Source organism: Asanoa iriomotensis, assembly GCF_016862515.1.
Taxonomy (GTDB): Bacteria; Actinomycetota; Actinomycetes; order Mycobacteriales; family Micromonosporaceae; genus Asanoa; species Asanoa iriomotensis.
On sequence record NZ_BONC01000094.1, the window covers coordinates 1 to 22,201 of the forward strand.

20 protein-coding genes and 1 pseudogene are annotated in these 22,201 nt (G+C 67.2%); 4 read left to right on the forward strand and 17 right to left on the reverse strand.

Annotation, left to right across the window (positions count from 1 at the left end; translation table 11 throughout):
• The 17 genes from Air01nite_RS36835 to Air01nite_RS36915 all read right to left on the reverse strand — a co-directional run.
• The coding region (locus Air01nite_RS36835) for an AMP-binding protein (protein ID WP_203708033.1) at positions 1-1,182 on the reverse strand (1,182 nt) is incomplete at its 3' end.
• 6 nt (positions 1,183-1,188) lie between these two features.
• Positions 1,189-3,120 carry a polysaccharide deacetylase family protein gene (locus Air01nite_RS36840; protein ID WP_203708034.1) on the reverse strand — a complete coding sequence of 644 codons (1,932 nt, stop codon included), beginning with the start codon at positions 3,118-3,120 and terminating at the stop codon, positions 1,189-1,191.
• 2 nt (positions 3,121-3,122) lie between these two features.
• The gene (locus Air01nite_RS36845) at positions 3,123-3,905 is read right to left on the reverse strand and encodes a Rossmann-fold NAD(P)-binding domain-containing protein (protein WP_203708035.1); all 783 of its coding nucleotides are present in this window, start codon (positions 3,903-3,905) and stop codon (positions 3,123-3,125) included.
• Between the two features lie 53 nt (positions 3,906-3,958).
• Positions 3,959-5,065, reverse strand: coding sequence for a DegT/DnrJ/EryC1/StrS family aminotransferase (locus Air01nite_RS36850; protein WP_203708036.1), 1,107 nt, complete (start codon positions 5,063-5,065; stop codon positions 3,959-3,961).
• Entirely contained in the window at positions 5,053-6,060 is a 1,008-nt protein-coding gene (locus tag Air01nite_RS36855) for a Gfo/Idh/MocA family protein (RefSeq protein WP_203708037.1), read from the reverse strand. Before Air01nite_RS36855 ends, Air01nite_RS36850 begins: the two co-directional genes overlap by 13 nt.
• Before the next feature lie 44 nt (positions 6,061-6,104).
• Positions 6,105-7,142 carry a phosphotransferase enzyme family protein gene (locus Air01nite_RS36860; protein WP_203708038.1) on the reverse strand — a complete coding sequence of 346 codons (1,038 nt, stop codon included), beginning with the start codon at positions 7,140-7,142 and terminating at the stop codon, positions 6,105-6,107.
• Between the two features lie 42 nt (positions 7,143-7,184).
• Positions 7,185-8,492 carry a glycosyltransferase family 2 protein gene (locus tag Air01nite_RS36865; protein WP_203708039.1) on the reverse strand — a complete coding sequence of 436 codons (1,308 nt, stop codon included), beginning with the start codon at positions 8,490-8,492 and terminating at the stop codon, positions 7,185-7,187.
• Between the two features lie 7 nt (positions 8,493-8,499).
• Positions 8,500-9,408, reverse strand: a complete 909-nt coding sequence (locus Air01nite_RS36870; protein WP_203708040.1) for a glycosyltransferase family 2 protein — start codon at positions 9,406-9,408, stop codon at positions 8,500-8,502.
• Positions 9,405-10,502: an HAD-IA family hydrolase gene (locus Air01nite_RS36875; RefSeq protein ID WP_203708041.1), complete on the reverse strand. Its 1,098-nt coding sequence runs from the start codon at positions 10,500-10,502 to the stop codon at positions 9,405-9,407. The genes Air01nite_RS36870 and Air01nite_RS36875 overlap by 4 nt, the downstream gene beginning before the upstream one ends.
• A complete protein-coding gene (locus Air01nite_RS36880) occupies positions 10,499-11,455 on the reverse strand; it encodes a hypothetical protein (protein ID WP_203708042.1) in 957 nt (318 codons plus the stop codon). Before Air01nite_RS36880 ends, Air01nite_RS36875 begins: the two co-directional genes overlap by 4 nt.
• Positions 11,452-12,303, reverse strand: a complete 852-nt coding sequence (locus Air01nite_RS36885; RefSeq protein ID WP_239091232.1) for an SAM-dependent methyltransferase — start codon at positions 12,301-12,303, stop codon at positions 11,452-11,454. The genes Air01nite_RS36880 and Air01nite_RS36885 overlap by 4 nt, the downstream gene beginning before the upstream one ends.
• Before the next feature lie 13 nt (positions 12,304-12,316).
• Positions 12,317-13,312: an SAM-dependent methyltransferase gene (locus tag Air01nite_RS36890; RefSeq protein WP_203708043.1), complete on the reverse strand. Its 996-nt coding sequence runs from the start codon at positions 13,310-13,312 to the stop codon at positions 12,317-12,319.
• A 219-nt stretch (positions 13,313-13,531) separates the two neighbouring features.
• Positions 13,532-14,404: a hypothetical protein gene (locus Air01nite_RS36895; RefSeq protein WP_203708044.1), complete on the reverse strand. Its 873-nt coding sequence runs from the start codon at positions 14,402-14,404 to the stop codon at positions 13,532-13,534.
• Positions 14,405-14,529: 125 nt separating this feature from the next.
• Complete coding sequence (locus tag Air01nite_RS36900) at positions 14,530-15,246, reverse strand: GOLPH3/VPS74 family protein (protein WP_203708045.1); 717 nt, start codon at positions 15,244-15,246, stop codon at positions 14,530-14,532.
• A 65-nt stretch (positions 15,247-15,311) separates the two neighbouring features.
• Complete coding sequence (locus Air01nite_RS36905; protein ID WP_203708046.1) at positions 15,312-16,337, reverse strand: acetamidase/formamidase family protein; 1,026 nt, start codon at positions 16,335-16,337, stop codon at positions 15,312-15,314.
• A 3-nt stretch (positions 16,338-16,340) separates the two neighbouring features.
• Positions 16,341-17,753: an APC family permease gene (locus tag Air01nite_RS36910; protein ID WP_239091233.1), complete on the reverse strand. Its 1,413-nt coding sequence runs from the start codon at positions 17,751-17,753 to the stop codon at positions 16,341-16,343.
• 169 nt (positions 17,754-17,922) lie between these two features.
• Positions 17,923-18,216, reverse strand: coding sequence for a hypothetical protein (locus tag Air01nite_RS36915; RefSeq protein ID WP_203708048.1), 294 nt, complete (start codon positions 18,214-18,216; stop codon positions 17,923-17,925).
• Positions 18,217-19,026: 810 nt separating this feature from the next.
• Between Air01nite_RS36915 and Air01nite_RS36920 the strand changes: the two genes are divergently transcribed.
• From Air01nite_RS36920 to Air01nite_RS36935, 4 genes and pseudogenes are all read left to right on the forward strand, one after another.
• The gene (locus tag Air01nite_RS36920) at positions 19,027-19,905 is read left to right on the forward strand and encodes a helix-turn-helix domain-containing protein (protein ID WP_203708052.1); all 879 of its coding nucleotides are present in this window, start codon (positions 19,027-19,029) and stop codon (positions 19,903-19,905) included.
• Between the two features lie 2 nt (positions 19,906-19,907).
• Positions 19,908-20,126, forward strand: coding sequence for a DUF397 domain-containing protein (locus tag Air01nite_RS36925; protein ID WP_203708049.1), 219 nt, complete (start codon positions 19,908-19,910; stop codon positions 20,124-20,126).
• Between the two features lie 607 nt (positions 20,127-20,733).
• Positions 20,734-21,957, forward strand: a complete 1,224-nt coding sequence (locus Air01nite_RS36930) for an NsdA family TPR-like regulatory protein (RefSeq protein WP_203708050.1) — start codon at positions 20,734-20,736, stop codon at positions 21,955-21,957.
• Positions 21,954-22,201, forward strand: a pseudogene (locus Air01nite_RS36935) (GNAT family N-acetyltransferase); the annotation flags it as partial. The gene Air01nite_RS36930 and the pseudogene Air01nite_RS36935, both read left to right, overlap by 4 nt.

Here is a 22,201-nt window from a genome sequence, read left to right on the forward strand (position 1 = left end):
GTAGAGGTAGCCGTCGGCGTCGGCGCGCACGTAGTCGCCGGAGTAGACCACTGTCTCGGCCGGGACGCCGACCGGCGGGCGCGGGTGGGGGCGGAACACGGTTGCGGTCGTGTCGGGGTCGTTCCAGTAGCCGAGCGCGACGGTGGGTCCGCGGTGGACGAGTTCGCCGGTGACACCGGGCGGACAGGGCCGGGCGCCGTCGTCGAGGACGAGAATTTCCGTGTTGGGAATGGCCCTGCCGATCGAGGTGGGACGGTCGGCGACCTGGGCCGGGTCGAGGTAGGTCGAGCGGAACGCTTCGGTGAGCCCGTACATCAGGTAGATGTCGAGGTGGCGTTGGGCCGTGCGGATCTGCTCGATCGTGGCCGGGGCCAACGGCCCTCCGGAGTTGGTGATGTAGCGCAGCGCGGGCAGCGGCAACTGCCCGAGAGGGCCGGCCAGAGCCGACCACAGCGAGGACACGCCGGCCAGCCCGGTCGCTTCGGTGGCGGCCAGGGCGCGGCAGATGTCGGGGCCGAAGAGCGAGCGTTGGGTCACCACCGTTGCGCCGGCGGCGAAGGTGGCGAGAACCTGGTTGAGTCCGTAGTCGAAGCTCCACGGCAGGACTGCGAGGGTCCGGTCCCGGCTGTTCAGGTGCAGGTAGTCCCGCACGATGGTGGCCCCGGCGAGAAGGTTGTCGTGGCTGACGGTGACGCCTTTGGCGGTTCCTGTGGACCCGGAGGTGTAGATCAGCCCGGCGACGTCACGGCCGATCCGCGGGACGGCGGTCGGGAGCGGGGACTCTCGGAGCGTGTCAACGTCCACGATTGCCCCGCCGGGCAGGGCCTCGGCGTCGAGCAGGTGGTGGTGGCGGGTGGTGGTGAACACCAGCCGGGCGTCGGCGTGGGCCATGATGTGCCCGACCTGCCGGGGGCGCAGCTGTTCGTGGACGAAGACCGGAACGGCGCCGGCCAGGTGGGCGCCGAAGTACGCCGCGAGTGCGTCGACCCCGCGCGGGAGCAGGATGGCGATGCGGTCGCCGGGGCCGACGCGGCGGGCCACGAGGCGAGCGCAGCGCCGTGCGCGGTCGTGCAGCTCGGCATAGGAGATTCGGGTAGGGCCATCGATGACGGCGGTGTGGTCAGGTGTGCGATCGGCGTTGGCGGTGAGGAGGTCAGCGACGGTGTAGGTGGGTGTGTCCATGACCGGCTACCGGATGGAGACGTCGCCGGTGCCGGCGGTCTCGTGGAAGCGCAGGTGGGCCCAACGTGCCGCAAGAGCGTCGATGTCGGCGGCGTCGGCGCCGTGTTCGGCCAGGCGGGCGCGGTTGAGGTGGTAGAAGTTCGTCGCGCGGGTCGCCTCGGCGGCGTGGCGGGCCGCGAGGTCATCGGCGACGGTCCGGTCACTGGTCTCGACCTCGATGGTGCGGGCGTGATGATCGCGGGCGCTGTCCTGGATGGCGGTGACGAGCCGGGCATAGCCGAGAGTGGAAGGCGCGTACCAGTCGGCGATCTCGATCCGGTCGCCGCGTTGCAGCGTGACGGCGTAGGCGATCGGCTCGTTGCGACGTGACACCACCACGTACCGGCAGGTGGCCAGCGGATAGGTCTCGTGCCGCCACTGGTACCAGGCACGATCCCGGACCAGCGTGAAGTCCGCCTTGCCCATCAGCTCTTCGACCAGCGGTCCGATTGTGTCGTCGAAGGTGTCGGCTTCCCACGATCGGTCGAGCCGCGCGACCGCGGCGTCGGGCGTATCGGTGACGGCAAGGCGTAGCCGCCAGACTGGGACCTGGTGCCAGCGGGTGAACGCTGCGGCGGCGATCGGGCTCGGGTGGTGTACGCCGACCACCGCCTCGCGGGCGGTCATCCGCTGGACGAGCGTGCCTGCGGCGCTGTGGTGGGCTTCGGGCAGCTTGCGCCAGCTCGCCAGGTAGACGCCCGGGACGGTGACCGTGCCGACGCGGAAGCGGGCGTGCAGGTTGTAGGCCGTGGCTTCGAGGCGGCCGTCACGCTCGACGGCGTAATAGTCCGGCCGGTCGCCCTTGGCGGGGTTGGTGGTGAACTGGTAGCGGTAGAAGTCGTCGCTGGAGGCGTAGTCCTTGCCTTGTCGGGCCAGCATTTCGTGTCGGGCGGCCCGCTGCGGGTCGCTGGATTCGATGACCGTGACAGGTGCGCGATGGGCCTGCGCTGGGAGCTGCCAGATGGCGGCGGTGACCGGCTGCTTGGCCAGGGCGCGGGTCCGGGTGACGAACTCGTCGATGGTGGTCGGCGCGTGCAGCCGGGTCAGGTGCAGCAGCTGAGCCTGGTACGGGGCGGTGACCTGGGTGGCGACATCACCGACCCACAGGATGCCGTGATAGCCCAGCGGGTGGATGACGTCCGTGCAGTCGATCGCGAGTCGCTGGTGCAGGCGTCCGAAGGGAATCGTGAGGTAGCGCGGTGGCACGCCGAGCTGGTCGGTGAGCTCGTCGTGTGCGGTGGTGATCTCGGCAGGGAGGCGACCGGCGGGCAGCGCTGCCAAGTTGGTGTGGCTGGCCGTGTGGTTGGCGATGGTGATCAGCGGATGTCCGGCCAGGTCCCGGATGTGCTGCCACGACAGATAGCCGGTGCCGTCGAGAAACGGTCGGGCGAACGGCTCGACCGCGGCGAACAGGGGTTCGATCAGCGTGCCGGTGACCGCATCGGGGTCGAAGTCGTCGCGTTTGGTGAGGTGGTAGAACGACACCGGGTCACCGCCGGCGGCGGCATCGGGGAACGCGGCCCGGGTGGCGGCGGCCACGGTGTCGGGGTCGGCGAAGCGGTCCACGCAGTAGACCTTGTCCCGAGTGCCCCAGCCGGCCGAGGCCAGCTGCGTGCACACCGACACGGTCACGGGCAACTGCCGGTCGAGCATCATCTGCATGCCGGTCAGCGCCGCGGTGGGCACGTCGTCGAACGAAACGACGAAGTTGACGTCGGCCAGTCCGCGGCAGCTGCGGACGTCGTCCAGGCTCACGATCGCGCCGTGCTGCTGCATGTGGTCCAGCTGCGCGCGGAAGACGTCGGTGGGGACGGTGTGCAGCCGGTGTAGCGGGTTGGCGTCGTCGACGGCGCCGATGCGGTGGTAGTTGACGGCGATGACGGTGTGCGCGCCTGGCATGGTCAGTCCCCGGCCCGCATCCGTGCGTTGCTGCGCACGACTTCGGCGAGCAGCTGCGGGTGGTAGCCGGCCGCGGTCGCGGCCTGGATGATGGCGTCGGTGTCCTTGGGCAGGCATTTGCCGGAGTAGCCGCGGTCGGCGGCGAACACCGCAGTGTGCATGGGCTCGACGCGCGGGTCGAGCAGCCAGCCCTCGCGCACGGTGTGCCAGTCGGCGCCCATGGCGCGGCAGATCTCGTAGAACTCGTTGACGAACGTGACCTTCGTGGCGAAGTAGGTGTTCTCCATGTACTTGATGACTTCGGCCTCGCGCGCGGTGCACTGGAAGTACGTCTTCGACGGTCCGAGCACCGGCAGGAAGGCGTCGATGAAGAAGCTCCGGCTCTCGGCAGCGCCCCCGATGATGAGGAACGGCACGCCGGTCGCGGAGTCGGCCCAGAACGGCTGGTGATAGGTGCTCTCCCCGACGTACTCGGGGCTGAAGCAGATGATCTTCCCGGTCGCGTCGGCGAGGTGGTCGGTCGTGCCGGGCGGGACGGTGGACTTCAGCAGAATCCGCTGGGTGGGCAGCCGTTTGATCGCCTCGATGACGTTGGTGGTGTCGCAGGCGCCGGTCGCGTCTGGTGGGGTGTTGACGCAGACGATGGCGAAGTCGCAGGCGGCAAGCGCGTCGTGCGGGTACGGCTTGGTGTCGGTCAGGTCGTACGTGATGAGCTCGGCGTGGTGCTGGAACATCGCCTGCATGGTGGCGCCGACGTGTCCCATCCCGATGATGCCGATCTTCATGGGTGGCTCCGATCCTCACGTGAGGGGGTGAAGGGCGACGTGTGGTCTTCCGGTCAGGCCGGGCTCACCTGCGCAGCGTGCGGGGCGGCGCTGGTGACCGGGGTCGGGGCGGTGAAGGCTTCGAGCCGGCACCCGACGGCGTGCCGGGTGAGTTGCTCGGCGTTCGGGCAGGAGGTGGTGTATTGGGACAGGTAACCGGCGTGGTAGGTCGGCCGGTACTGATATCTGGTGGTGTCCACTTCGATGCCCTGCGCGGTGAGGGCGCTGGCGAGTCGTGTGGCGTCCTGCTCCTGGGGGCAGATCGCGACGATGCCGTAGCGACCGTGTTCGGCCACCGCCGGCGACTGCCTCGCCGCGGCCCATTCGATACCCGTGGCGGTGAGCATCGCGGTGGCGGTGTCAGCCAGCGTGGTGAGGTGTGTGCGGAGCTGGTCGGCGGCCTGAACTTGGCCGAGGCACCAGGCCGCCCCGAGTGCATTGATCTTGAAGTTGATGCCGAACTCGGCACCGAACGATCCGGCCGGGATGAGCCGGCGTCCGCTGTCAGCGGTCGCCTGCCCGAAGTTGCGCACCTGAACGATCCCGTCGGCCAGGTGACGGTGGTTGGTGAGGCAGATGCCGCCTTCGCCGGCCTTGAACGGCTTACGGCTGTGCAGGCTCAAGCAGACGATGTCCGCCACCTGGCACAGGCCGGTGTCTAGACGCAGGAACGGCGCCTGGGCGGCGTCGACAATGATCGGTACGCCATGGCGGCGCCACGCTTCCAAGGCTGCTGGTTGCTCATCCCAATAGCCCCACATTGGGACGGGCACAGCGGCCTTCGGCTGCCGCTGCTCGATGACGTCCTCGACGGCGTGAGGGCTCATGCCGAACGATGCCGGGTCGGCGGAGTCGCAGAAGATGGGGTGGGCGCCGATGGCAGTGATCGCCAAGGCGGTCATGGCAGGTGCGAGGGCCGAGACGGCGACGTTGTCGCCGGGACGCACGCCGACGGCTCGCAGCGCGCAGATGAGGGCGCCGGTGCCGCTAGAGGTGCCGAGCGCGAACTGTGCGCCGACGAGGTCGGCAAATGCGATCTCCAGCTCACCGGCGATGTCGGCGTTGCCGGAGCCGCCTTGAGCGATCGCAGCGGCGAGATGGGTGCGGGTCAGTTCGTCCACGGGACGTCCCAACAAGTGAGAAGTTCGTCGAACGCGCGATAGGTCGGTAGGAGGTCCCGCAGTACAGCGGCCTGTGAGCTGGCCGGGTCCGCGTCGCCGAGAACCCGCGACTTGAACGAGGCGAGTTCGGTGGCGTATCCGGCCGCGGTGTAACCGACGTTCGTCGGTGAACGTCGCCACAGCACACGAGCGCCTGGGTAGTCGGCCACGTCCGGCTCTCCTCCGCCGGGCAGGTACGACAGCTCGGAGAGGTTGCGCAGGCTCAGGAGGTCGCCGCTGTCGCAGAAGACGTCAAGCTCGTGGTAGAGCCCGGCAGCGCTGGAGCCAAACGATGCCTCGATGCGGGTGCCGGAATCGTGGTCTTCGCCGACCACGACACACAGCCGGCCACGGTTGACCCGGACGCGTTGACCGCTGATCGCCGTCGCCACCGGCGCGAAGGACAGCGCCAGGTCGATGGCATGGATGCCTTGGGCGTAGAACAGGCTCGCTTCCATCGACAACCCCGGGCCGAACGGCTCCAGCGGCTTGCGCGCAACCTGGACGACCCGAACGTATGCCGGGCGGCCGTGCCGTCCGGTGCTCAGCCGCCGGCCAAGTTCCAGGACACCTTCGGCGCAGCGGAAGTTCATCCCGACGCCGCACACCCGGTCGGCGGCGTCGACCTGGTCGATGAGGTCGCGCAGTTGGGCCAGGTTCGTCGCTGGGGGCTTCTCGACGAAGACGTGCAGGCCCTGGTCGACGGCCCACCCGACGTTGCTGGCGTGCTGGGCTACTGGCAGGGCGAGGAGGACCGCATCGAGCTGCCGGACCGGGACCTCGTCGAGGCGGTTGTAGACGTGGGGAACGCCCCACTGCTCGGCCAGGGTCTTGGCCTTGTCCAGGTCGGCGTCGACGAGGCCGACCGGTTGGATACCGGCGGTGAGCGCCGCGGGGAGCAGCACCTCGCCCCCGTGGCTGCCGCAGCCCACTATGAGAGCGCGCACCACGGCCACCTCCTTCTCGGTTGAGGGGTTAAGCAGTTTCTGACTGATGTCGGTTAGCTGGCGTCGGGTTCTTCGGGAGTGGTGACCGGTTCGTCGTCGGCCCACAGGGTGGGTTGGTCGGCGGTGCCGGTGTCCGCCGAGGCCGACTGGCGGGCTGTGCGAATCCCGAGGGGGTCGCTGCGTGTGCGGCGGCGTCTGGCGATCCACCAGGACGCCACCGCGTCCGCGGCGCGCCGGTACTCGTCGATGTCGTACACGGTGCCCAGTCGCGCAGTCTCTTCGTTGAGCAGGACTGCGAGCCCCTCCAGTGCCACCAGTTCGGCGTCGGCCAATGGCCGCACCGACTCGTACCCTTCGATGAGCCGGGTCGTCTTTCGCGCTTGGAATCGCACCTGTTCGCCGCCACGGAACATGCCGGTGGCGATCAGCTTGGCCAGATCGAATACGGGCGGGGCGAACATCATCTTGTCGAAGTCGATGAACCCGAAACCGTTGACAGTCGCGACGACGTTGCCCCAGTGCATGTCGCCATGAATGGGCTGCGGGGCCATCCGCTCGGATTGGGTGGACAGCCACGCGAAGATCCGGTCGCGCCACAGATGGCGGGCGACGTACCAGGTGGGCAGTTGCTGTTCCCGCGTCGGGGTGGGGCTGGGTTCGAAACTCAGCCGACGGTCGGTCAGATCGACCGCAGAGCCGGCCAGGTCCAGGTGCAGCCGCGCCAGGTGCTGCCCGAGCAGCCCGGTGTCGGCCTTAAGGGCCGCGCCGATGCCGATCCACGTGCACAGGTGAACCGTCCAGGTCCGGCCGTCAACCTCCAGCCGCTCGGCGGCCACCGTTGTCGGGCACGTCACCGACCGGACATCGTCGACTAGCGTCGCGATCCGGCGGATGAGCTCCAGCGGCTTGGGCGTCAACCGCAGCGCCACCGGGGGAAGCTCGTCCCGCTTCGACACGCCCATCCACACGGTGGCCTGCGTTGCTCCCGTCACCGGAGTAAAGGCGTACTCGTCGACGTCGGTACCGTTGTCGAGCAGACAGGTGACCGCCTGCTGGAGCAACCCGTCTGGATCGGTGGACACGTCACCCATACTGTTCTCCCTACTGCCGTGGCTCACTCATCGCCGAGGTCGTCACCGCGGTGTCTTCGCCGGCGCTTGCTGTCCCCGCCGAAGGTGGCCAGCCAGTGCCGGCCAGAAGGCCAGTCCTTCGACCGGCCACGACGCCGCCACGCCGGCTAGCCGGGCTGCGAGGCGGCCGGGACGGTCGCCTGTGCCGGGCAGCAGAAAGGCCGGCACCACCGGACTTGCCAGCAGTCCGGCCAGCCGAACAGCGTCGCCTCTGGTCGCTCCTCGCCGTGCGACTGCAGCTGCTACCACCGTCACACCGGTCAGGACCGCGACGGTACTCAGGCCCCACGCCACCGGGATCGCGCCGTGCGCGGCCCGCAGGCCAGCCAGCTGCCGATCGGTCAGGCGCAGCTGGTCGTGCTCACGACACCACGCCACTGTGGCATCGAAGTTGAGCAATCCACGCATCCAGGCTGTCTGCTGAGTGACCAGGTCGCGGACGGTGCGTGGTACCTCCGCGAGGTCGCGGCTTGCGAGTAGGCCGATCGGTTCGCCCCGCAACCGGCAGATCCAGCCCAGCAGCAGCCCGTCTGCATAGGCGAAGTCCGGGAATCCGCCGATGTCGTCGAGGAAGTCGAGTCGGACGAACTCGCCGTGACCGAAAGTCGAGTACGGCGTGATGGCAGCGCTCCATGACCCGGCGCGGGCACCTCGGGTGTTGCGCGCGTAGTAGTGCGAGCGGGTCCACCAGGTCTGCAAGACCGAGTTGCCGACCGCGACCGCTCCAGTTCCGGCGCGGTCGGGCACGACGTAGTCCACCAGCTGCTGGAACACCCTCGTATCCGGTTCGGCGTCGATCCGCTGCCAAAGCTCGGCGAACGTGGTGTCGGCCGGGCGGGAGTCAGCGTTGTAAACGCCAATCCAGGTCTGCGTCGCCGCCTGCCCGACCGGACGGTGCTGCTCGGGGCCGGCCTGGTCAACCGCAAGGTTGAGCTGCGCCGCGCGGAACCGGGTCACCTCGTCGCAGTGCAGATGCCGGAGTCGTTCGGGATGACCGAGGGCGTCCAGCTCCGACGCCACGAGGTCGTGCGTAGTGGCGTCGTGACCGGGCTTTTCCTTCGCGGTCGTGACGAACACGACCTGATCAACGTGAGTGCGTTGGACGAGGTGATGCCAGAACCGGACGGCGTCGGCTGCGATCTCCTGCTCCAGGTACAACGGCACCACGCAGACGATCCGCTGGTTACCGGCGCCGTCCTCGTCGGTCGTGGCAAGGCCGGCCAGCCGGCGACGGCTGAAGCGTCCGCTCTGGATCACTGCGGCGAGTTCCAGCGCGCGACGCGCGAGCAAGCCCGCCGCCAACCCGGTCACGGCGTGATCAGCGAGTCGAGACCAGCGAACGTGTGTATCCGATGCCATGCAACACCTCCTGACAGCTCAGCACGATGGTGGCCCGTATCCAGCCGGCAGCGATCCGGCGGGCCCGGTGGGTCACGTTGTTCCACAGCACGTTGGCGGCGATCGTCGTCACGACCCGACGGGGCGCGTCTTGCGGGTATCGACGTCGCGCCCACAGCACTCCGCGGGCCCGGCCACTTCGGTAGCAGCGACGCATGTACTGGCCGAACGTGGAAGGGTGGTCGTGGCTGATGGTCATACCGGCCAAGAGCGCTGCGTGTCGATGCAGCTGCAGGCGGCGCCCCAGTTCCACGTCGCTGTATGCGGGCAGTGCTTCGTCGAAGCCGCCGACGTCGACGATGGCCTGGCGCCGGTAAGCGCTGTTGCCGCCGTTGACGTACGGGGGGCCGAGGAAGTCACCGCCGACGCCGGGGTCGACGTACCAGGAGCCGAACGTTTCTCGGTAGTACACCTGGTCTCGCAGCTGTGCATACAGGTTGTGCTGGTCCGAGCCGATCACTCGACCGCCGAAGGCGACCAGCTGCGGGTACGTCACGAAGGCGGCCAGCGCGCTGGACACCCATCCGGGGCCCGGCACTGCGTCGTCGTCAAGGAACGCGACGATCTCGCCACGAGCGTGACGGACGCCGACGTTGCGTCCCTTCGCGATGCCGTGCTGAGTTGGCAAATGTATGGGCCGGTACCTGCCGGCGGACGGGACCCACCCGTACGGCTCACAGCCGTCGAACACGAGCACGATCTCGACCAGGAGGCCGGGGTGCTCAGCGAACTGGTCTTCCAGCGCGGTGCAGAGGCGTCGGCACCCCCCGCTGCGCTCGCGCGTCGTGACCACCACACTCAGCGCCACCCTGGCTGCGGCGGGGCTCATACGTTCACCCCGAGCGCCGCCAGTTCGCGCCGCAGACCGTCCGGCGAGCCGTACACATAGCCGCGCCATCCGATGCTGCGGCCGGCCTCGACCCACGAGGCCGTGTCGTCGATAAATAGGGTCCGGTCCGAAACTGTCGCCGCTGCATCCGCCACAAATTGGTAGGCGTGTGGATCAGGCTTGGCATAGCCAATATCGGCTGAGCAGAATACCCGCTCGGCGAGATCGCGTATCCCGTGATGGTCCAGGTCGTTCCAGAGTCGCGTCGTCGCGTTCGAGAGCAGCAGGACCCGAACGCCAGCGCGCCGAGCCGCTGTCAAGATTTCCACCACGGGTTCATTGAGTTCGCCGCGGTAGGCCAGCCATTCTTCGACCGCCGGCGCGCCCACCACGGCCGCTGCCTCGCGGAACCACTCGTCCTGGTCGATCCGGCCGATTGCAGCCGAGCGCGCCGAAGGCGTCTTCAACAAAGTTCGAAGCAATACACCATCAGGTACGCCGTATCGGCTCTCGATCTCCGCGCAGCGATCCGGCGCGAACGTGATCAAGACGCCACCGACATCGCAGACAATCGTGTCGATCGCCGCCTCGCTGGACTCGCCCGCGTCCCCGCCGTTCGGCGCTGCGACCGACGTGAACCCCACTTGATGCGCTTCGGGCTTACCTGTCGTCGTATGCCCATGTGCCGTTTCGTCGGTGGCTGTCATGTCCTCTGTCCCACCTTCGTCCGTGTCGTGACTCGGCGTCGATCCGGCCGCTCGTGTGGGAGCTTCGACTGCCGCCAGAGCATGCAAGGCGTCCAAGAGCTGGCTTGAATGGCCCTGGTGCCACAGGGCCGACGTACCGAGGCTGACGGTGAGCCGGTACTGCTCGTGCGGGGATACGAACACCCCGGCCAGGCGGCGGCTCAGGCCGTCGCTGAGTGGCGCTACGCCGCAGTCGAGGCAGACCGTCTCGATGGTGCGGATCATCAGGTCGCCGCCGCCAGCGAGCCAGAACGCTTCGGCGTAGTGCTCGACCAGCCGGTTGTACCACCAGGCAGGGTCGAGGATCAGCTCCACGCAGGGCCGTAGCAGGTTCACGTTGACCGTCATGCCGGGTCGCCCGCCAGCGCTGCGAACGTCTCGGCGAGGTCGAAGACGGCGGTGACAAGCCGGTGATCGGAGGGCCAGTCGGCCGGGTCGCCGGCCGGGATGTGCACCCGGTAGCTGCCCGGTTCGATGTGCGGGAACATTGCCGGGTTGGCGACCAGCCAGTCCTTGATGATGGCGCCGCCGGAGTCGACGTTGTTGTTGACGGTGGGCGTCAGCGCGGTCGCCGAACCGGCCCGCCACGCGAGCTCCGCGATGGCGTGGTATCCGCACCCGCCCACCCGGTTGTCGCCGTCCCAGGAGCCGATGAGGTGGTCGACCGCGTCGGTGTCGGTGGCCCAGGTTCCGTCGGGCAGGCGGCGGGCCTCGGCGCTGCGTCGCTGGTGGCTGGCGATGGTCCAGTCTCGATGCGGCAGGTGTGGTCCGGACGCGTTGGCGTTGAGGTCGCCGCCACCGATGACCGGCAGGTTGGTGTCGCGGCCGTATCGGGCCAGCCGTGCTGCTTCCTGCCGGCGGATCGTGCCGGAGTCGGGATGCCAATGGTCGACCCAGGCCAGGAACTCGGCGCGGCTCTCGCCGTCCCGCGCGGTGTCGCGGACCGCGAACCGGGCGACGTTGAGTTTGTCCGCGTAGCTGTAGGGGTCGTCGGGGTTCCACCAGGAGCGTAGGACGAGCACGGTCGGGTCGTAGACGATCGCGGGTGGGATCGGGCCGCGAGGGCAGACGCCGAGGACGCCGACGTAGGGCACTGCGAGTGCGTCAGACAGGGCCTCTGCGGCGCCGTGCAGGCCGGCGTTGGCGTCGGCCCGCCACAGCTTCGCCTCATTGATCAGCCACAGCGCGGGTGCCGTGTCCAGGTCGGCGGCGGCCTGTTGAAGGGGACGGAAGTCGTAGCCGCCGCCGGGGAGCAGGCAGCCGCCTTGGCAGTTGAACAGCGCCACACCGATCCGGGTCATGATCGCTCGATCCGGGCGACAGCGCCGTATGCAGCGACCTCTTCTACCTTGGCCTGCGGTTTTGGGTCGAGGTCGGGCCGCCACTCGACGAGCGAACACACCCCGGGCGCGAGCAGGTTCAGCCCGGTGAAGAACTGCTCGAACTCGGCGCGGGTTCGCGGGCGGAAGGGTCCGTCTTTGCCCTTTTCGGCGAGGCGCCGTAGCCGTTCCAGCGTCTCGGTCGGCAGGGGGTCGTAGGTGGCGTGCGAGATGGCCAGATAGCTGCCGGGCGGTAGCTGCTCGACCAGGTCCGCCACGATGCGGTGCGCCTGCTCGTCGTCATCGAGGAAGTGCAGTACGGCGATGAGCAGGACAGCGATCGGCTCGCCGAAGTCGAGCGTGGCACGCACCGTCTTGTCGTCGAGGATCGTCGCCGGATGACGAAGGTCAAGCTCGACGTACTCGGTGACCCCTTCCGGCGTCCCGATCAGCAGCGCTCGGTTGTGGACCATGACAAGCGGGTCATTGTCGACATAGACGACTCGGGCGGCCGGCGCGGTTTCCTGCGCGACCTGGTGCACGTTCGGCGAGGTGGGGATGCCGGTGCCGATGTCGAGGAATTGGGTGATGCCAGCCTCGGCGGCCAGATATCGGACGACCCGTTGCATGTAGCGGCGGTTTTCCCGGATGGAGGTGACGGTGTCGGGGTACGCCGCCGCGATGCGGTCGCCGGACGCTCGGTCAGCGGCGAAGTTGTCCTTCCCGCCGAGCCAGTAGTCGTAGCGTCGCGCGGGATGCGGCACGCTGGTGTCGATCTTGGGGACCGGTGCGGCGTCTTCGTCGGGAAGGCCGGGCGGCGGTGTCATCATCAGGGGTCCGGTCCTAGCGTCGGGCTGCTACGGGCGCGCCTGTGCGGGCGCGTTGGCGGTCGGGGAAGCGGGCATCGTTGCGGGGGCGCAATGGTGTGCCAGGCGTGTTGGCAGCGGACCCAGCAGTGGCCGCCGTATCCGCCGCGGCGGGTCGCGGATTGCGGCCGACGCCCGCGAGAAACCCGGCGAGGAACGGGCTGTTCGCCGAGGCCGGTAGCTGCTGCTGCTCGGTTGGGTCTGGCCGCCATGCGTCGACCGGAACCAGCCCGGCGGGCTGGGCCAGCTGCGGGTCGGGTGTGATCAGGTCGAGGTTGCCGAACAACGCCCGGATGTCGTGTGCGCTGCGCAGGTGCAGCGGAGTCGGTGTGCGGGCGTACAGCTCGGTCACGGTCTCGGTCGCGTCGGTGGTGGTAGTTGGGCTGGCGTGGGAGATGACGAGCAGGCTCCCCGGTGCGGCCGGTCGCATCAGCTCGTCAAGCACGGCCGCCAGCTCGTCGACCGCGCCGGAGACGAAGTGCAGGACCGAAACCAGCAGGACGGTGACCGGCTCGCGGAAGTCGATCAGCCGACGTGTCAGGTCGTGGCCGAGGATGCCGGCCGGGTCACGCAGGTCGGCCTCGATCACCTCCGCCCCGCCGACGTCGTTGAGCAGGACTTGGGCGTGCTTGACGACGACGGGATCGGCGTCGACGTAGAGCACCCGGCCATCCGGGTGGGCAACCTGGACGATGTCGTGGACATTGCCCCGCGTCGGGATGCCCGAGCCGAGATCGAGGAACTGGCGGATGCCCTGGTCCAGCGCGTACTGGACCGCGCGTCGGAGGAACCGGCGATTGGCCCAGGCCGCGTCTCGGACTTGCGGAGCCACCTCCAGGACGGCGAGCGCGGCGCGCCGGTCCGCGTCGAAATTGTGGGCGCCGCCGAGGAAGAAGTCGTACATCCGTGCGGCGTTAGGCCGGGACAGGTCGATGTCCGGCGGCGTCCAGCCTGCCGTTTCAGCGCCTGCCATCACGCCTCCCGTCTGGGTGGGGGTGTGCCGCCGCGCGACGGGGGGTTGCGGCAGCGGCACACCCCCGGGTGCGCCGCCACGACCACAGGCGGAGGCGCAGGCGCACGGCGCCTGTCGCGGTGGTCGGACGGCGTCGGCCGCTCGCCGGCCGAGCCATTTCGGCGAGCAGCAGGGTGTGGCTGGGGCGGGGGCGGGTCTGGCGGGCTGTCATAACGGTCCTCAGCCCAGTCCGGGACGGTGACCCTGTTCCATGAACAGGACGTAGTAGCGGACCAGACCGTTGGGCACGACGAAGTATTCGTGGGCGCCGATCGAGCGTTGCTCGGAGGCCAGCAGCTGGCCGCTGCTGGAGTCGAACAGCAGGGTGTACTCCACGCCGCGACCGACGAGGCTCACTGCGACGCCAGGGCGGCCGGCCCGATCGGTCGTGACGGGGCGGTAGGTGAGACCGTCGAGGTCGGCCAGGACCCGGAGTATGGCTCGCCGTGTAGGCAGTGTGACGTAATGGGTGGTGTAGAGCTCGTCCACGGCGCGGATCATCGCTTGCGGCCCGTCTGGCATCGGATCGACGGTCGCGAGCTGCCGGGCCAGCGCGGCCGGCTCGGTCGCGATCGGCCCAGCGATAGGGCTGCGTCGGTTTCCGGCGGCGAAAGTGGTGCGCGTGGTGTGCCCGTTGACGAACTCGCCGTCCGTGGTCCGGTAATTCGGGTCAGCGGTCTTGAACGTATAGTCCGGCGCGTTTTCAATGTCGATCCCCTGGCCAGAACCGTCCTCGGCCTCCCACCGTCGGAACTCGGACGCGAACACCGCTGGGGTGTTCTTCGGCATGCCGGCCGGCGCGGGCGAGCCGGTCGTGCTGATGCTCCAGATCCGCCAGTGGTGGTACGTGTACCCGGTCGTCGAATCGTCGGGCGTCGCGGCGATCGACTCGGCGAGCCGGACCAAGGCGTCGTGCGGAGACGTCGAACCGGCCGGAGAAGCGATGCTCAGCACGACGGCCTGGGATGGCGCGCCCCAATGCGCATGGTCACCGACGACGAACACCACAGCCGGAGCAGCCACGGAAAGGAGAAGCCCCAGCACGCTCATCACCGGAGCAAGCCGACGTCTCCGTGGTGGCGATTCCGGTGCCACTCGGTCACTCTCCTGGAGAGTGATGGTCACGTCGGCGGCATCAGGGACCGGCGGGTCGAGCTGCTGGGAGCCGGGGCGGAGGGTCATCGCATCGCCGCCACGGCGAGGTCACCACGACCGGCGTCAACGGCCGTGACGACGGCCCGGACCGTCGCCTCGTCGTGCTGCTCGACAACATAACGCAGCCACTGCGTCAGCTCCCGTGTGGACCGGCCGTCGTACAGGAACTCGGCTAGTTCCAGCGCGGCGGTCAGCCCGCACAGGGCGACGGTCTGATCGTCCGGTGAGGTACGGTGCCGGCCTTGCCGCTCGTGGTAGGCGACCGCGTCTTTCACGTGGGCGCGGGCGCGCACCGCGTACCGGTGGTGCACGGGAAGGTAGGTTTCGGTCTTGACCAGTCCGCCCCAGCGACTGACCTGGGTGCGGCGCAGCAACCCGATCATGATCAGGTTTGCACGGACCCGTTCGGGGAGATCGTTCGCGGCGAACCCGCGCAGCCAGGTCCGTAGAGCGTCCCCGCTGGTGTGGATGCGTGCGACGCGCTCCACGGCGGCGAGCGCGGCGTCGGTCAGCGAGTTGGCGGTCGGGCCGGACTTGGCGACCGCCAGCTGGCCTGGCGCTTCGTACCACTGCTGCTTCCAAGTGTCGAAGCCCCAGCCGATGTAGATGTGCTTGGTGAACCACAACTCCAGCAGGAGCGCACCGGCCAGCCCGATCGCCAGCGTCTGCTCGTTGATGAGTTGCTTGCCGGTGTCGTCGTCGTGGGCCAGCAGGTACAGCTCGGCGTGAAGCGGTAACACTCCTATCGGGTCGGTTCGGGTCGTTTGCACGGGGCGCGCCTCGCCTGTGGTGGTCGTGTAGGTGGTCATCGGGCACCGGCCTCGGGCGTCTTCCAGGGGATCGCGCGCAGCCGCTCGTGCACACCGCCGTAGGCAGGCTCGGCGAGCAGGGCCTTGGGGATGCGGGCGAGCATCGTGTAGTTCGGGTCGCACACGTTGCCCACGGGCGCGGTGCCGGCCTGCGCGACGAGCTGGTAGGCGTCCAGCAGGTCCAGGTCGGTCAGCTCGGCCACCCAGTGCACGAGGTCGTGCTGGCTGATCCGGAACGCGTCTTCCAGAGGCCGCGCGCAGCCGATGGACAGCAGCCCGTCGTTGGTCTCCAGCCGGGGTGTCGGCGTGGACACGCCTTTGATCACGTCGACGGTGATAGTGGTGTGCATCGCCGTCTCGACCGCGACCCCGGACGCCTCGCCCTGGCCTTGGCGGGCGTGGCCGTCGCCGAGCGCGAGGAACGCGCCATGGACGAACACCGGCAGATACAAAGTGGCGCCGACCCGCAGCTCCGGTGTGTCGAGGTTCCCGCCGTGCACGTCGCTGGTGATCGTGGAGATTGCCTGGAACCCGGCGGGGGCCACGCCGACGGTGCCGTGCATCGGCGCCAGCGGCAGATTCACTGCGAAGTCGCTGTGGCTGGCTTGGAACGTCACCGTGTCGGCGGCGACATCGATTGGGTACCTCCATACCCGTTCGTCCAGCGGCGGCTGCAAAGTGGCTGTGGCGTGGGTCGAGGTGAGTGCCCCGAAGTGGGGGAAGGTGGATGACACTCCCCAGTCCCGGGCCGGGCTGATGTCGAGGAAGTGCACGGCCAGGGTGTCGCCGGGCTCGGCGTCCTCGATGTAGAACGGGCCGGTGACCGGGTTGAGGTAGGGCATCTGGCACACGCGGGTGGGCAGGTCGTCGATCGTCTTCACGGCGCCGCCGAAGCAGTCTTCCGTGTAGAGGCTCAGGACCTCGCCAGGGCGCAGTTCGAGGACGGGTTCCCGGCCGCCGAACGTGAAGCCCAGCTCGGCCAGTTTCGGCACATACATCTTGGGCGTAGAGGTGGCGGTCATCGGTCACACCGCCTCGTGGACCGGGCTCGCGGGGGCGTGCGTCGGTTCCATGCCGGACAGCTTCGGCCGACGGCCGGTCGCGTACATGATCCCCAGGACCACGATGCCGAGGCCGATCCAAACAAAGCCGAGCTTCTGGGCGGCGACGTTGGCGTTCCAGATGACGAAGCCGAGGATCGTCGCGCCGATCGCCGGCATCAGCAGATGCGCGAACAGGTTCCGGCTGCGGCGGCGGAACACGAAATAGATGATCACCGCGAGGTGCAGCAGCAGGAACGCCGTCAGCGCCCCGAAATTGATCATGCTGGAGAGCAGGCTGATCCCGTCGGCGCGGCTGTTCATGTAGAGACCGAGCGCGAGACTCACGACGGCGACGAGCAGGATAGCGTTGCGCGGGACGTTGTGCTTGCGCGACACCTTCCCCAGGAAGCTGGGCAGCTGCTTGTCGCGGGCCATCGCGTAGAGCAGTCGGGAGATCGCGACCTGGGCGACCATCGAGTCCGGCAGGCCCCAGGCGATGGCGGTGGCGATCGCGCACAGCGTCGCCAGCCAGTGCCCGCCGGCCACCTGGGCGGCGTTGTAGAAGGCGGTGCCGTCCGGGTCGCCGTTGGCGATGAGCGCCTGCGGGTCCGGCGTGAGGATGGCCGCCAGCCAGGTCTGGGCGATGAACAGCACGCCGGCCAGCAGCAGCGCTCCGGCCATGGCTCGGCCGACGAGCTTGCCACCGCCGCGGCTCTCCTCGGCCAGCATGGAGATGCCGTCGAAGCCCAGGAAGCTGAGCACCGCGACGGCGGTCGCCGCGAGCACGATCGACAGGGTGAACGTGTTCGGGTTGTAGAGCGGTTCCCACGTCCAGTGGCCCTTGCCGGTGAGGATGGCCCAAATTCCGACGCCGATGAAGACGCCCAGCACAGCCAACTCGCCCAGCAGCATGATCCAGGTGAACCGGGCCGTCATCTTGATACCGAAGGAGTTGATGATCGTGTTGGCCAGCACGAACGCGACCAGCCACAGCCACACCGGCACCGCCGGGACGGTGGCATGCATCGCGACCGAGGCCACCAGGTAGAGCAGCGACGGCACGAGGATGTAGTCGAGCATGATCGCCCACCCGGCCACGAACCCGAACGGGGCACCGATCCCACGACCGACGTAGTTGTAGACAGAGCCTGACAGCGGGAACGCGTTGACCATCCGCGAGTAGGAGAACGCCGTAAAGATCAAAGCGACCATGCCGATCGCGTACGCCGTCACGACCATGCCGCCGGAGGCGGAGAACACAGCACCGAAGATGGCCATCGGCGCGATGGGCACCATGAAGATCAGCCCGTACGCGAGCAGGTCGCGGAACCGCAGAACCCGACGTAGCTCCTGCTGATACCCAAACTGCTGCAACTCTTCGACCGGATACGACACCGGGAATCCTTCCGCCGTTGGCTTCATTGAGGGGGATGTGGAGGTCGGGGCCCGGCAACGGGCGAGAATCCAGTCGCATTCCGATTAGCTGCACGCGACCCGGCTGCGCGGCAGGCGGCGATTACGCAACCCGCCGCCGCGCCCTACGGCAGCGGCGACGGGCGCAGCTTCATGTGGAAGGCATGAACCGGACGTCGTCGAGCGTGCCGCCGACCTCGATGCGTCCATCGAATTGCCCGAGGACCGCCGCAACGAGCTCAGATGGTCCACCAAACCCGGACGCCGGCGTTTCGCAAACCGCGTGTACGTATACCCGCTGCTCGATGGCATCTGCATCAATTGGCCAGAGCCGGCAGCCGCAGAAGCTCACATACTCACGGCCAGAGCCAGCATTAAAACCGGGAACAAAGCGCTGACCACAACCGCAAAACAGCTGCCCACACAGCGGATACCGGCTGTCCATAGAGCCGGTCCTCCCAGCCCAGCTGACGCTCATGAGGGGGGTAGTCGCAAATGTGCGGCGCCCGCGAACCGCCAGAGGTCTTAGTTGTCCGCGGCGACGCCGAGATACCCGGGCTCGGACGATCTCTGCCCGCTGGCGTGAACCTCTTTGAACAGGTGATGACGGGTGATGGGGTCGCTGGTTCGCTCCACGACGTGCCGCGTCAATGTCGGCAGGATTCACACCTGCCGCCGCGATGATTGTGGCGGCATGATGCCGAGATCGGCAGTCGTCCCTTGAACAAGATCGGCATCGGCCTGCGCTGTCCCGAGCGTGTAGCTGGTAGACCTGCACGGCCAGCGCATACCTAGGCGAGGCGCGCAGGCCAACAACGACATCGCCGAAACGAGGTGTAACCGGATCGGCCGATTTGACCAAAACCAGGTGGCCGCCCAATGTCGAGGCCTGGACGCGGCGTACGGTCGTTGGCGGTGTCCCGTAGGCCGTCATCACGCCTCCTTGGCGCTGGTCAAATTGGCTGACCAGCAAGTCCGACTGTCGTGTGATTCGGAATCGCGACATCGATGCGTCGCGTGTCGTGTGCCTACGATCACCGACAGTCCGCACGTGCGGAACCCTGAACTACCAGGAGTATTAGCAGGAGTATTAGCAGCAAGCGCCCGCCTGACCTGGGGTTTTATAGCGAAGAGGGACCGCTGACAGACTTCCGCTTCCACGACTGCGGGGTTACGCTCTGGCCGCCCCGGACAGTCCTACAAGCTCGGACAGTCCGTGGTCGACGTAGCCTTTGCCATGCCGGAGGTCAGTTCCATGATCAGTCCCTACGTGCGACGCCTGCGCCTGGCGTCTGAGCTGATCCAGCTCCGCGAGGAACACGGCTTCTCGACTGTGCGACTCGCCGCAGCCGCCCAGATGCCTCGGCAGCGCATCAGCCAGCTCCAGAACGGGCACGTTCGCCCCAGCGACGACGAGATAATGCGAATTCTCGATGTCCTCAAGGTCGGTGAACGCCGGTGGGAGCAGATCATGGCCATCGCTCGCGACGCTCGGGAACGCGGCTGGTGGGACAAATTCCGTGACGAGATGGGGCCGCGGCAAGCCCTGTACGCCGACCTTGAGGCTGGTGCGCGTTCGATCGCCGAGTACCAACTGACCCTGCTACCCGGATTACTTCAAATTCCGGCGTTTACCGAAGTGCGTGCCCGCGCCAACCGCGGCACTCGCCCGGAGCAGTTCGATCCCTCCCGCGCGCTAGAGGCCCGCGCGATACGCCAGCGAGTGCTCGACCGCGCGGCAGGGCCGTCTTATGAGGTAATCATTGACGAATTGGCTATCCGCCGGCACGCGGCGCCGCCCGAAGTGGTCCGCGCGCAGCTTGAACATCTGGCGAAGGTAGGACTTGAGCGTAAAAAGAGGGTAACGATCCGTGTCCTGCCATTGTCAGCTTCTCTCCCTGGCCATGTCGTGCCTGGCTCGGCGTTCTTCACATACCGGTATCCCGATCCAGGTGATCCCGTGGTTGTGGCCGTCGATACCGTAACCTCCGACCTGGTCCTCACCGATCCCGCAGACATCGGCCACTACCTCGATCTGTATCAACGACTCCAGCAAGCAGCACTCACGCCGGCCGACAGCCTCAACTTGCTCGCCTCGGTAGCTGCGGAGCTGCCCAACTACACAAGGAACTGACGATGAAGCCCCGCATATTTACCAACTGGCGTAAATCCCGCCGCAGCGACGGTGCGAGCAACTGCGTCGAGGTCGCCTTTGCCGCCGATGGGCACGTCGGAGTCCGGGACAGCAAGAATCGCTCTGGTCCAATTCTAGAATTCGATCCGGCCGAGTGGGCAGCGTTCATCGGTGGCGCGAAGGACGGGGATTTCGATTATGACTCCAGACGGCGCAGTTAGCGTCTACTTGGCGAGATTATCTCTTCACATATGCACATCGATTTTGACGCGAAGGCGGGTCTGGGTAAACGGTGTGTTCACCAACCAAGATAGACGACAACGAAGCGATGACAGCGGACGAAGAGGTTCGTCAGCTTCGGTCGGCGATGCCGATACCTACCACCACCACATTCGGCACTAAACGGCCCCGTCCTCTGTAACCCGGATCACGGGGCGGGGCGCACGCATAGCACCAATCCGCCGGGTCGGGCCGGCTGCCGCGCTGCCCAGGTTCTCAGTCGACAGCCAGACAACTTAGATCACGGCCGTCCAACCCGGACCGGGTCCAGCGATGGAGCGGCTTGAGTGCGGTCGAGCGTTGCTGCCATGCTGGCGGGTGGACCTCTAAAGTCCGCTGCTCGCTAGCCCCGGTCCCTCGAACGAACGAGAAGGTGAAGCCTTGGATGCCGGCGAACGCACAAGCGGGTCTCCGCACGCTGCGGACGCGGCCCAACCTGGCACACGCTCGCAACGGGCCGGGACGGACGGCGGTGGTAGGCCTCGACCAAATAACCTATTGCGCGACGCGCGGCTTCGGTTACCGTCACCTGCTGGTTCCGGACTTCCAATGTCCCGGCAAGAGTTGGCTCAAGAGGTCAACGCTTACCTATATCGCAAATACAAGCTCGGATTAAATCTGGACGAAACCGATATCGGAAAACTGGAACGAGGCGAAAACCGTTGGCCGCGTGAGAAGCGCCGCGAGGCATTCCGCATAATTCTGCGCTCGACAACCGATGCCGAACTCGGCTTTTACCCCACTCGCCGGAGCCGGTCTGGCGGAGCAGCCGCGCTCCGCGACACCTCCAACACTGCCATGCCAGGGGTGGATTTGGTGCGGCAGGCGCTGATCGACGCGCTCCGCGAGGGCGCGATGGCCGAGGCCAGCCTAGAGGACTGGGAGCTCACCGTTGTCCGCTACGGCGAAGCAACGCGAACTCGTCCTCCGAGAGTGCTCCTGGATGATATCCGTACTGACTTTGTCGATCTGACGCGGGCGATTCACCGCCACCGCTCCGCCTCGGCGCTACGCAGACTCTCTCGCACGGCAGCACAAATGTCAGGGCTGATGACCCTAACCCTCTGCAAGCTTGATCACAGATCGGCATTCCGCCAATGGGCGAGCGTCGCACGTCTTGCGGCAAACGAATCCGGCGACCCGGTTACGCAGTCGTGGATCCTCGCTCAAGAGGCATACGGGCACTTCTACAGCGGAGACCTGGCTGAAGCAATCGATGTAGCAAAGCAAGCTCAGGACGTCGTAGGGTCAACGCAATGTGTCGGCGCGGCGCTGGCAGCAGCGCTCGAAGCGCGAGCATACGCCGTAACGGGTCAGGCTAGGGAGACTCGATCCGCTCTCGGTCGAGCGGAGAACAACCTTTCGGCGCTTGAGGGAGATGCACTTCTCTCGTCTGCGTTCGGCTACAACGAAGCGCAACTTAGATTCCACGAAGGAAACGCTTATACATACCTTGGTGACCTGCCGCGGGCCCTCAAGGCGCAAGAGCGTGCGCTGGAGCTCTGTCAGCCCGGTGATTACACAGATTGGGCGATGACCCAACTCGACCGGGCAGTATGTCTGGCTACGAGTGGTGGTACCAACGAGGCGATGAGGGCTGCCACCGAGATGTTGCGCACACTTGGCGAAGACCAACGTCGCGGCATTATTACCCTGCGCGGGCATGCGATCTTCAATTCGTTTACAGAGCCACAGAAAAAGCTGCCCGCGTCGCGTGAGTTCTACGAACTGCTGATGCTCACTACCGAATCGAAGGCGGTGTTAATACCTTGATCCAAATTGCTGCCGCTCAGCCTCAAGATGCCGAGGCGTTTGCCGAACTTGCAGAAGAGATGGATCGCTTCTATGGCGCCAGCCAGGTTGAACCGCTAGAGATTCGACTTAATCAAATTAGACGGGCTCTCTTCAGCGACAGTCCTTTCGCCCATGCGCTGCTCGCATGGAACGGCGACCAGCTTACCGGCTTCGCTACGTATTCATTTCTTTGGCCGGCCGCAGGTCTCACGCGATCACTGTT

Bases quoted from the DNA above. Each gene is read 5' to 3' on its own strand.
- Air01nite_RS36840 (WP_203708034.1), bottom strand. From the start codon at position 3,120: ATGCCAGGCGCGCACACCGTCATCGCCGTCAACTACCACCGCATCGGC.
- Air01nite_RS36845 (WP_203708035.1), bottom strand. From the start codon at position 3,905: ATGAAGATCGGCATCATCGGGATGGGACACGTCGGCGCCACCATGCAG.
- Air01nite_RS36860 (WP_203708038.1), bottom strand. From the start codon at position 7,142: ATGGGTGACGTGTCCACCGATCCAGACGGGTTGCTCCAGCAGGCGGTC.
- Air01nite_RS36870 (WP_203708040.1), bottom strand. From the start codon at position 9,408: ATGAGCCCCGCCGCAGCCAGGGTGGCGCTGAGTGTGGTGGTCACGACG.
- Air01nite_RS36875 (WP_203708041.1), bottom strand. From the start codon at position 10,502: ATGACGGTCAACGTGAACCTGCTACGGCCCTGCGTGGAGCTGATCCTC.
- Air01nite_RS36880 (WP_203708042.1), bottom strand. From the start codon at position 11,455: ATGACCCGGATCGGTGTGGCGCTGTTCAACTGCCAAGGCGGCTGCCTG.
- Air01nite_RS36885 (WP_239091232.1), bottom strand. From the start codon at position 12,303: ATGATGACACCGCCGCCCGGCCTTCCCGACGAAGACGCCGCACCGGTC.
- Air01nite_RS36890 (WP_203708043.1), bottom strand. From the start codon at position 13,312: ATGGCAGGCGCTGAAACGGCAGGCTGGACGCCGCCGGACATCGACCTG.
- Air01nite_RS36905 (WP_203708046.1), bottom strand. From the start codon at position 16,337: ATGACCGCCACCTCTACGCCCAAGATGTATGTGCCGAAACTGGCCGAG.
- Air01nite_RS36915 (WP_203708048.1), bottom strand. From the start codon at position 18,216: ATGGACAGCCGGTATCCGCTGTGTGGGCAGCTGTTTTGCGGTTGTGGT.
- Air01nite_RS36920 (WP_203708052.1), top strand. From the start codon at position 19,027: ATGATCAGTCCCTACGTGCGACGCCTGCGCCTGGCGTCTGAGCTGATC.
- Air01nite_RS36925 (WP_203708049.1), top strand. From the start codon at position 19,908: ATGAAGCCCCGCATATTTACCAACTGGCGTAAATCCCGCCGCAGCGAC.
- Air01nite_RS36930 (WP_203708050.1), top strand. From the start codon at position 20,734: ATGTCCCGGCAAGAGTTGGCTCAAGAGGTCAACGCTTACCTATATCGC.